This is a genomic window from Undibacterium sp. Dicai25W (assembly GCF_049340505.1).
GTDB lineage: Bacteria > Pseudomonadota > Gammaproteobacteria > Burkholderiales > Burkholderiaceae_D > Undibacterium > Undibacterium jejuense.
On the sequence record NZ_JBMPOQ010000011.1, the window covers coordinates 115967 to 124501 of the forward strand.

Consider the following 8535-nt stretch of genomic DNA (forward strand, 5'->3'; position numbering starts at 1 on the left):
AAAGTTGATTTATGTTAAATTCTGGCGAAGTAATAATAGTTTGCACTTCGCAATAAAACAAATTTTTTACGACTCCTATGGTTTAAACAACTCCGCGTGGCGATATCATCATGCTGAAATATTTTTCAGATAAAGTTATAAAAGCAAGAGTACGTTATTCGATTCCTGACCTCGCAAAAAAATAAGCCTGTGGAGCCAAACAGCCTTGCTCACCTATGTTCATCGCTTTCATCAAACTGAATTTTTACTTTTCCAACCTAGACAATGAAAAATCACCCTACAACTGGAATTCAATCTTTAAACAGGCTATTCCTGATCAGTAGCTTGGTCGCAAGTACAGTTCTGGCGACAACAGCAGCAGTTGCAATAGAAAAGCCAAGCAAACCTAAATTGGTTGTCGTTCTGGTTGTCGATGGCTTGCCACAAGAACAAGTCATGCGTTACCGCGATCAATATACGCAAGGCGGCTTCCGTCGCTTATTGGAACAAGGTGCCTGGTTTAGCGATGCACATCAGGCGCATGGCGTAACAGTCACGGCCGTCGGTCATGCCGCCGTATTGACTGGCGCATACCCATATCAACACGGCATCATCGCCAATGAGTGGGTAGACACACGTAGCCGCGAAAGCATGTACTGTACGCAAGACGGTAATTATCAGTACATTGGTGATGAAACCAAACCTGATGATGGTACTGCACCGACTAATTTAAGAGTAAGCACCCTTGGCGACGAATTACGTTATGGCACTGGCAACCGTGCTAAAGTCATCACCGTATCCGGCAAAGACCGCGGCGCGATTCTGCTCGCTGGCAAAACCGGTACCGCCTACATGTATATGAAAAAAAGCGGTGCATTTGCATCAAGTAGCTACTACATGCAAAGCCACCCTACCTGGGTTCAGCAATATCAGGCAAGCCGGCCACAAGACCGCTTCTATGGTCAGGAATGGAAACCATTACTCGCTGACTCGGCATATGCAAACGATGCTGACGATGCAATCGTTAGCGACGCTAAAGATCGTTTCCCGTTCAAATACGACAGCAAATCAGGCAAACCAGATGCCGAATATTATGGCAAGTTGTTAACCGGACCTTACGTTGATGAAATGACCCTGGACTTCGCACGCGCCGCAGTTGAAGGCGAAAACTTGGGTCGCAACCCTGCTGGCGTTCCCGACGTATTGGGTGTTAGTTTATCAAGCCATGATTACGTGAACCACGCGTTCGGACCGGAAAGTCGTATGTCCCATGACCACCTGCAACGATTGGATCGTTTGCTGGCGAACTTCTTTACTTACCTCGATAAACGAGTAGGCTTAGAGAATACGGTGGTCGTATTAACTGCTGACCATGGATTCCCGAACACACCAGAATTTTCGAAATCAATCAAACGTGATGCACAGCGGATCAATGCCAAGGATCTGATGTCAGCATTAAACCAACATCTGACCGAGCGATTTGGCACAGACAAACTGGCGGTTAAATGGTCTGGTCCAGTCGTCTTACTCGACTATCAATTGATTGCGCAAAAAAATCTGAAACGCGAAGAAGTCGAAACCGCAGCGGCACGTTTTTTAGTCAGTTACCCAGGCATTGCAGACGCATACACACGCACGCAACTGGAACAAGGCGCATTACCAGCGAACCGCATTGCCAAATTAATGCAACGTGGATGGAACCGTCAAGTCTCTGGTGACATTATGGTAGTGACTAAGCCTTACTGGTATTTCGGTAGCGGCAATCACGGCACTTCGCATGGGTCACCGTACAGCTACGATACGAATGTTCCGCTGATGATTATGGGTAAAAACTGGGTTAAACCTGGTGCCTATGCAGACTACGCCGAAGTGGTCGACATTGCCCCAACTCTGGCGCATTTGCTGAGAGTACGTCCACCTTCTGGCTCTGAAGGCCGCATACTGAAAGAGACACTCAACTAACTTCCAGGCTCGAAAGAAAGCTCCGGCGTCGACCAGAGCTTTCTGTAATCATCCGATTCGTATTAAACAAAGGATAGACCGTCTCACACAAAGTGCGGTCTTTCTTTCACATCTATTCGTGCTCAGTAATCGCTGGGTTTAAAGTATGCTGAAGCATTAGGCTTTTTTATATAAAGAACACGCTTTTCCACTTAAATTAGGATGAAGATTCGGCACCTTCAAGAGGCAATTCGAGAGGTAGAGTAATCTCGACTCTGGTTCCTAAACCAATTTTAGACTGAACAACAAGGTCACCTTTCAGAGTCTTAGTGACTAAATTACGCACGATGGACATCCCAAGACCTGTCCCCCCCTTGCCTATCTTCGTACTAAAAAATGCTTGGAACAGTTTTTGTAAATTTTCTTCCGGGATTCCGATGCCATTGTCAACGATGATCAAAGTCACATGATCTTCTGTTTTAATTGCGTTGATCGTCACCAGACCATTACTTCTATCCTCAAATGCATGTAAATATGCATTATTGACCAAGTTAATGATAACTTGACCCAACGGTCCGGGCAGACTGTCCATCATCACATTATCGGCAATATTCATTTCGATCTGATGCGAGTGCCTTTTCAGACTGGGCGCCATAGAATCGAGAATTTCATTAATCACATTCGCCAGGTCAAAGACGCGGCGCTGCTCGCTTGCCTGGTCTGCGGCCACGTGGCGGAAACTGGTTAACAGATGCTCCGCTCTGTCTGAATTACGTTCTACCAAAGTGGCACAGGAATCCAAATCGGAAAGCATCTTCACAAGATCGGACCGCTTCAGACTTCCTTCACTTATCGCCTGCTGCATTTGTCGAAGAATACTGGTCATGGTGGTTGATGCCAGCATATTATTGCCAATCGGTGTACTTAATTCGTGTGTCACACTCGCAATCAAGGTACTTAGCATCGCTTTAGCTTCGCTCAATGCTAGTGCCTCTCTGGACTGGTGCAATATTGTTAAAGTGCTTTCCAGTTTTTCTGTACGCTCTGCGACACGCTCTTCTAACGAAAGATTGAGAAGTCGTAAATGTTCCTCACTAATTTTCAGTTCATTAGTGAGTTGAATTTGCTTCTGTTCGTTGCATACCCGTTCCGTTATATCAACCGCAATACCAAGATAACCTGTCACTTGACCGTCATTATTCCGGATAGCTGTAATTGACAGCATTACCGGTAGATGTGAGCCGTCTTTGCGGAGATAGGTCCAGTTTTGTTCGTCTGGAACACGCAGCATTCGCGCTTTGGCAACGAAGACATCAAAACCAGGCTCTATCGATGTTTTCAGCTCTTCCGATAATATCTTAGCTCTGGCAACGACCTCGTTTGGATCGTGAAATATGGCTGGTGTTTTTACCCCCTCCACCTCATTGGCCGTATATCCCAACATGTGCTCCGCACCCTGATTAAATGTTTGGATGAGGCCGTTCAGATCCGTTGAGATAATCGAAAAATTAGCACTATTCAATATTGCTTGTCGCATATTGGTAATGGCATGCAGATTTTGAGTTATCGCAAGCTGCTTTTTTTCTTCGAGCTTTTGCTGGGTAATATCGTGAAAATTAACAACAATTTCCTTCAAGTGACCGTGCTCATCCATTTCTGGAAATGCACTGACAGACACCCATACAATCGCACCATGCGCTGGACTATCAATGCCAAGAACACTCTCCTTAAATGGCAATTTAGTTCGCATCACACGGTTGACTGGATAATTTTCCAGATTGAGTGGATCCCCTGCTTCATTCAAAAAACGCCAGACAGGATCGATGGCAACTTTTCCTTGGATTTGATCTTCGCTTAATCCAAGCAATTCAGAGGCACGTGGATTACTAAAAGTTATTTTGGAGTCTGGTCCATGAACTACAATCCCCACCTGTAGTTTATACAATAGTTGCCGATGCCGGCCCTCGAGGTTTTTCAAGGTTTCATTTTGCATCTGCTGCTCAGACAACGCAGTCGCTAATTTTTTTTCGCCAAGACGAAACTCAAATTGCTGAACCACGAGCCGACCCAGAACTTTAAGCATGTCTTGCTGATGTTCATTGAGCTTACGCGGGACTCGGTCTATTACGCACAAAGTGCCAATACCATAACCACCGGATGAAATTAAAGGTTGCCCCGCATAAAATCTGATATCAGGCGCGCCAGCCACTAAAGGATTATCACGAAAACGATCGTCTTCCAGTGCATTATGAATCTCGAACAGTTCTCCGCCATGAATTGCATGACCGCAAAAAGAAATATCACGCGGCGTTTGGGACGCATCCACCCCCACTTTGCTTTTAAACCATTGCCGATCGGCATCTACAAGAGAAATCAAAGCAATTGGAGTACCGCAAATTTCAGATGCCAGACGTGTAAAGTCGTCAAAATCGGCTGAGCCGGGTGTATCCAATACCTGATATTGCCTGAGTGCTTCAAGGCGTTCAGCCTCATTTTGACCTATCGGTGCTGAAATCATATGTAGTATTTGCCTGGAAATGTCTTATCGAATATCAACAAAATTTCAATTTACCGGTTAATTGCTGTTTGGTCTGGTTCATACAGCAATCTCACTGCAGCAATCTCACTGCGGCAGGCACACATAGTCGCAATGGCTTGAGAGAACAACTTCATGCTCTGGACGTGGGCGTCCAATGTTTCAGATGTCCATTCGATTCAAAGTGCACATCGACTTGTACCACGCCTTGAAATTAATCCTGGGAAAAACGCGCAACATAAATAAGAATTTGATCTTAATTTTATAACACGGCGAGTCAATAACAAGCAGAGCCTCTGTAGACTTAATTCAAAACTTACTATATACCATGCTCTCGCATCAATCTTTCGCCCGGTTTTTTGTTAATCGCAATTTTCTGATTTGGGGAACTAAATTCCAGGGGAAACTCACAAAGTATTGACTATAACAACTGGGTATCGGAACTTATAATTTCTATCTATTTTTTTTCAGGCTCACATGAACAGATATCATTTCCTTGGTCGAAGATGATGCGCCACTTCCCTGATTTATCGCGGCGCCAGATTGAACTAAAGGTAGCAACCTGTTTGCCTTCATTATCAAACACCGGCCCCATGCTCATTGCCAGAGCACCACTCTCTAAAACCTCAACACGTTCTGGCTCCCAAGAAAAAGGCGCATTCTTTTCTTTAAACCATTTCTTCCACGCCGCCCCGACTTGATCGCGCCCTCTCAAGGAATTGTTTTGCTGAACAAATATTGCCTCTTCGTCTACCATAGCAAGGAACGCATCAAAATTGCGATCGGCCATTGTTTTAGCAAAAGCGCGCTCGGTAACCAATACCTCTTCCCGCAAATATGAGTTTGAATCAGACTGCGCTTCGACTAATCTTGTGGCAAACACACACGCCAGTGATATAACCATGAAGAAAGAACGCATAATCGTTCCAAAAAATATTGAAGTTTTGTGCATGAATAAATTAAGAGAGACCTTTGCACGAGACCCTGAATTCATCCCTGCAACGTGCCTATAAAATAATTTGGTCAGATTTTTTGAGAAGTTTTCCTTCAAAGTTCGACCAAAGACCCAAAAAATACGGAATATTCCCCGTATTCCCATATTCTAGGCGCAATTCTCCTGCCATGTCTCACATTCCCGTCGCACACTGACACCACGTTTAATATTGTAAGCAACGCACATCAAGCTAAATCGCACCTGATTTCTCACCAGTCCCAGATAGCGAACTTGCCCCATGCCCTGATAACCAAAGATGGGATTTAATATCCATTGGTGGAGGTTCCTATGTGAACCACCTGTGTGAACCACTTTGGATTTTTGGACGAAAAAAAACCCCTTAAAAATCAAGGGGTTACGTTTACTTGGCAGGTGTGCGATTCGAATAACCTCTTGAAAGCCTTATGGATAAAGGGTTTCATCATTTTTTAAAAATTGCATACCAACACAGATACCAACAAAAATTTTCGGCAACGCCTTTACCTTGTGTTTAAGGCTGACTTCGCCATTTAGCTCTCAAGACCAATCCAATTTTATTTTTGACCTGTACTTAATTTGCAACACGTCGATCAATTGATCAAAGCCCTCGCTTTTGGGACATTTTTTTGAAGTCAGAAAATTAACGCCTGGCTTTGCATTCAAAAAGCTCTTAAAAAATCACCCGAAAAATCTCCAACCACTATGCTCTGTTAGCGGTCGCAAAATTTAAAGGGGCAAATAAAGCAAAACAACACACCAAGATACGCCTGCATCACTCATTTCCGTTCGCGATATTCCATCACTACGTTAGAAATTCGATTCAACCAAAAAACAACACAAACTAAAATCTAAGTTTTTTAAAAACCGACATCAGAATACGTAACAAGCACAACAAAGCAGTCATGAAGCTGCTCTGGATTCGTGTGGCTAACCTTTCATGAATAATTTTTATGTCTAATTTTTTAAAAAACCATTTCGCCGCCCACTTGGGAACCCAACACGTTGAACGTGACGATAAGCACATGAAAAAACTGCCGTCAGTGGAACACCTTGCCATGATCGTCAAAGCCGTGCCAGCAGATGGTGGTGGCGTCAAAAAGAAAAAAGGATCACTCGCGGAGACAACAGGAATCACCACCAATGAAGCCAAGCAAGAGTCAGCGACTAACTCTGGTAATACTTCCCTCCCCTCTTGGAAACCAACCAAAGACCAATGCCTGCGCATATTGCGAATGAAGGAGGTGTTACTGAAAACTGGGCTCTCCAGGAGCTCGATTTACAACCATATCTGGGCTGGCAATTTCCCGAAACAAGTAAAGTTGGGGGAGCGTGCAATCGGCTTCTACGAGCATGAGATCGACGCATGGTTGATGCAATTGTTCTACGGAGAATAATCATGACTACAAGCTATCCACTCGTCATTATGATGCAACGCGTCGGTAAACTATCCAGCAACCCCCATGACCCAAAGATCATGCAGAAGGCCGCCAAGCACAACCTCAGGGAGATTGCTGCTGAACTGATGCAGGGAGCAGCAAACGCAATCGACCCCGACAAAACGCACCTCAACTACGTGTTGCGTGGTGCAGCGACCTCTAGTGGGGTCATTGCTGAGATGAATCGCTTAATGGATGCAGCAAACGCTAAGGTGCGGAGAAAGGATGCAATTCGCGGCGTCGAACTCATCTTGTCGTTACCAAAGCGTAGTGACGTCAACCACCGTAACTGCTTTGAAGACTTCCTTAATTGGGTTGAGACCTTCTTTGCTGGCATCCCTATCATCTCTGCTGTCGCTCATATGGATGAGACTGCGCCACACCTACACGTGATTCTGCTGCCTATCATCGATGGTCATTTCCGAGGCAACGAAGTCATGGGGAATGCCGTGAAGCTGAAATCCATGCATCAAAGCTGCTACGAAATGGTAGGTAAGCGCCATGGATTAACTCTGCGTAAGAAAACCAAGGTCAAACAAAATGAGGATCAGCAAGAAGCAGAGCAACTCATCGATATGCTTAGCGTTGCACCTCAATTGCTACGCCACAGAAGTCTGCGCACCTTGCTAGCAGCAGGTATCGCCAATGACATTGATGCAGTGAAGGAGATTCTGACGACATTTCAAAAGGCATCAAACAAACGGCACAGTGCCAATTCCTTTGTTGGCATAATGACGAGGCAAATGTCTAAGGCTTGATTGGCTGAATTTTAGTAAATATCTAGTAAGCGGCTTTCACTTTTGGAGGCCGTTTTTTCTTTTAGGCACAACAATTACTGAGCTTAAATTCCAAGGTGCGCAGATGGTGCGCAAGCATTTGGGGTGCGCGCACCATGCCAAAATTCCCTTAATCTTCGCAAGTATACTACCTACGGCGCTGCAATTGACTCCAATTCAGAGGGGCTTTGAAGGGGCTTTGAAGGGACTTGGCAGCTCCTTCAGAGACTGATAACTTTCTTCAATCGCTGGCATCAATTCAGGAAATACTTACCAACAATGTTTCAATCGAAGTGCCACATCCAAACGTAACGCGAACGTCAATATTTACGAGCGGTTATTGATGTCTCGTCACAGATGACCGGATCGTTCCCTAACGCGAGTATCGAGGATCTAACTAGCGATCATTCAATCAACGGTCGCACTTGAGTACCGATCCTTCGATTTCGATTTCGCCGCTATATTCCACGATTCAATATTTTTCCAAATCTGTTCATCAATCTGGCGCCAGTACTGAAGATTTTTAACACTAGTGCGCCAAGAAATATTTATCCCGCCGTACAACGGACTGTAGTAACTAGCCTTTATTTGCGGATATATCGCCCAAGTCGGGTATGGTGGAACATGCACTTCAAGTATGAAAAGTTGAATACCATTCCGATTAACTTCTCCCAGACAAAACTCACTTATCAAGCTGTCTGGGTGAAGCGATCTAAGCTCTTCTTTTTCACTGGGATTTTCAAAGCATTTAAGTCCGAACTTTTGTGAAAACTTATCAGGATTTATCAATTTGGCATTTATCAAATTTTTAAACATATTTGGCGGATATTCACCAGAAGCACCAGGCCTAGTAGGGTCTGGAAGATTTTCGACTTGAATTCCAGTAATATCAAC

6 protein-coding genes are annotated in these 8535 nt (G+C 44.6%); 3 read left to right on the forward strand and 3 right to left on the reverse strand.

Going from position 1 to position 8535, the window contains the following annotated elements; genetic code table 11:
• Positions 1 to 264 precede the first annotated feature (264 nt).
• The gene (locus ACO0KY_RS13520) at positions 265 to 1941 is read left to right on the forward strand and encodes an alkaline phosphatase family protein (RefSeq protein ID WP_423046837.1); all 1677 of its coding nucleotides are present in this window, start codon (positions 265 to 267) and stop codon (positions 1939 to 1941) included.
• 196 nt (positions 1942 to 2137) lie between these two features.
• Here ACO0KY_RS13520 and ACO0KY_RS13525 read toward each other — a convergent pair whose 3' ends face one another.
• Complete coding sequence (locus ACO0KY_RS13525) at positions 2138 to 4438, reverse strand: PAS domain S-box protein (RefSeq protein WP_423046839.1); 2301 nt, start codon at positions 4436 to 4438, stop codon at positions 2138 to 2140.
• A gap of 475 nt (positions 4439 to 4913) precedes the next feature.
• On the reverse strand, positions 4914 to 5555 hold the full coding sequence (locus ACO0KY_RS13530; RefSeq protein ID WP_423046841.1) for a YybH family protein: 642 nt from the start codon (positions 5553 to 5555) through the stop codon (positions 4914 to 4916).
• A gap of 824 nt (positions 5556 to 6379) precedes the next feature.
• Between ACO0KY_RS13530 and ACO0KY_RS13535 the strand changes: the two genes are divergently transcribed.
• Positions 6380 to 6823: an AlpA family transcriptional regulator gene (locus ACO0KY_RS13535; RefSeq protein WP_423046843.1), complete on the forward strand. Its 444-nt coding sequence runs from the start codon at positions 6380 to 6382 to the stop codon at positions 6821 to 6823.
• A 2-nt stretch (positions 6824 to 6825) separates the two neighbouring features.
• Complete coding sequence (locus ACO0KY_RS13540) at positions 6826 to 7623, forward strand: plasmid recombination protein (protein WP_423046845.1); 798 nt, start codon at positions 6826 to 6828, stop codon at positions 7621 to 7623.
• A 426-nt stretch (positions 7624 to 8049) separates the two neighbouring features.
• Here ACO0KY_RS13540 and ACO0KY_RS13545 read toward each other — a convergent pair.
• On the reverse strand, positions 8050 to 8535 hold a 486-nt coding region (locus ACO0KY_RS13545), incomplete at its 5' end, for a hypothetical protein (RefSeq protein ID WP_423046847.1).

Bases quoted from the DNA above. Each gene is read 5' to 3' on its own strand.
- ACO0KY_RS13520 (WP_423046837.1), top strand. From the start codon at position 265: ATGAAAAATCACCCTACAACTGGAATTCAATCTTTAAACAGGCTATTC.
- ACO0KY_RS13525 (WP_423046839.1), bottom strand. From the start codon at position 4,438: ATGATTTCAGCACCGATAGGTCAAAATGAGGCTGAACGCCTTGAAGCA.
- ACO0KY_RS13530 (WP_423046841.1), bottom strand. From the start codon at position 5,555: ATGGGAATACGGGGAATATTCCGTATTTTTTGGGTCTTTGGTCGAACT.
- ACO0KY_RS13535 (WP_423046843.1), top strand. From the start codon at position 6,380: ATGTCTAATTTTTTAAAAAACCATTTCGCCGCCCACTTGGGAACCCAA.
- ACO0KY_RS13540 (WP_423046845.1), top strand. From the start codon at position 6,826: ATGACTACAAGCTATCCACTCGTCATTATGATGCAACGCGTCGGTAAA.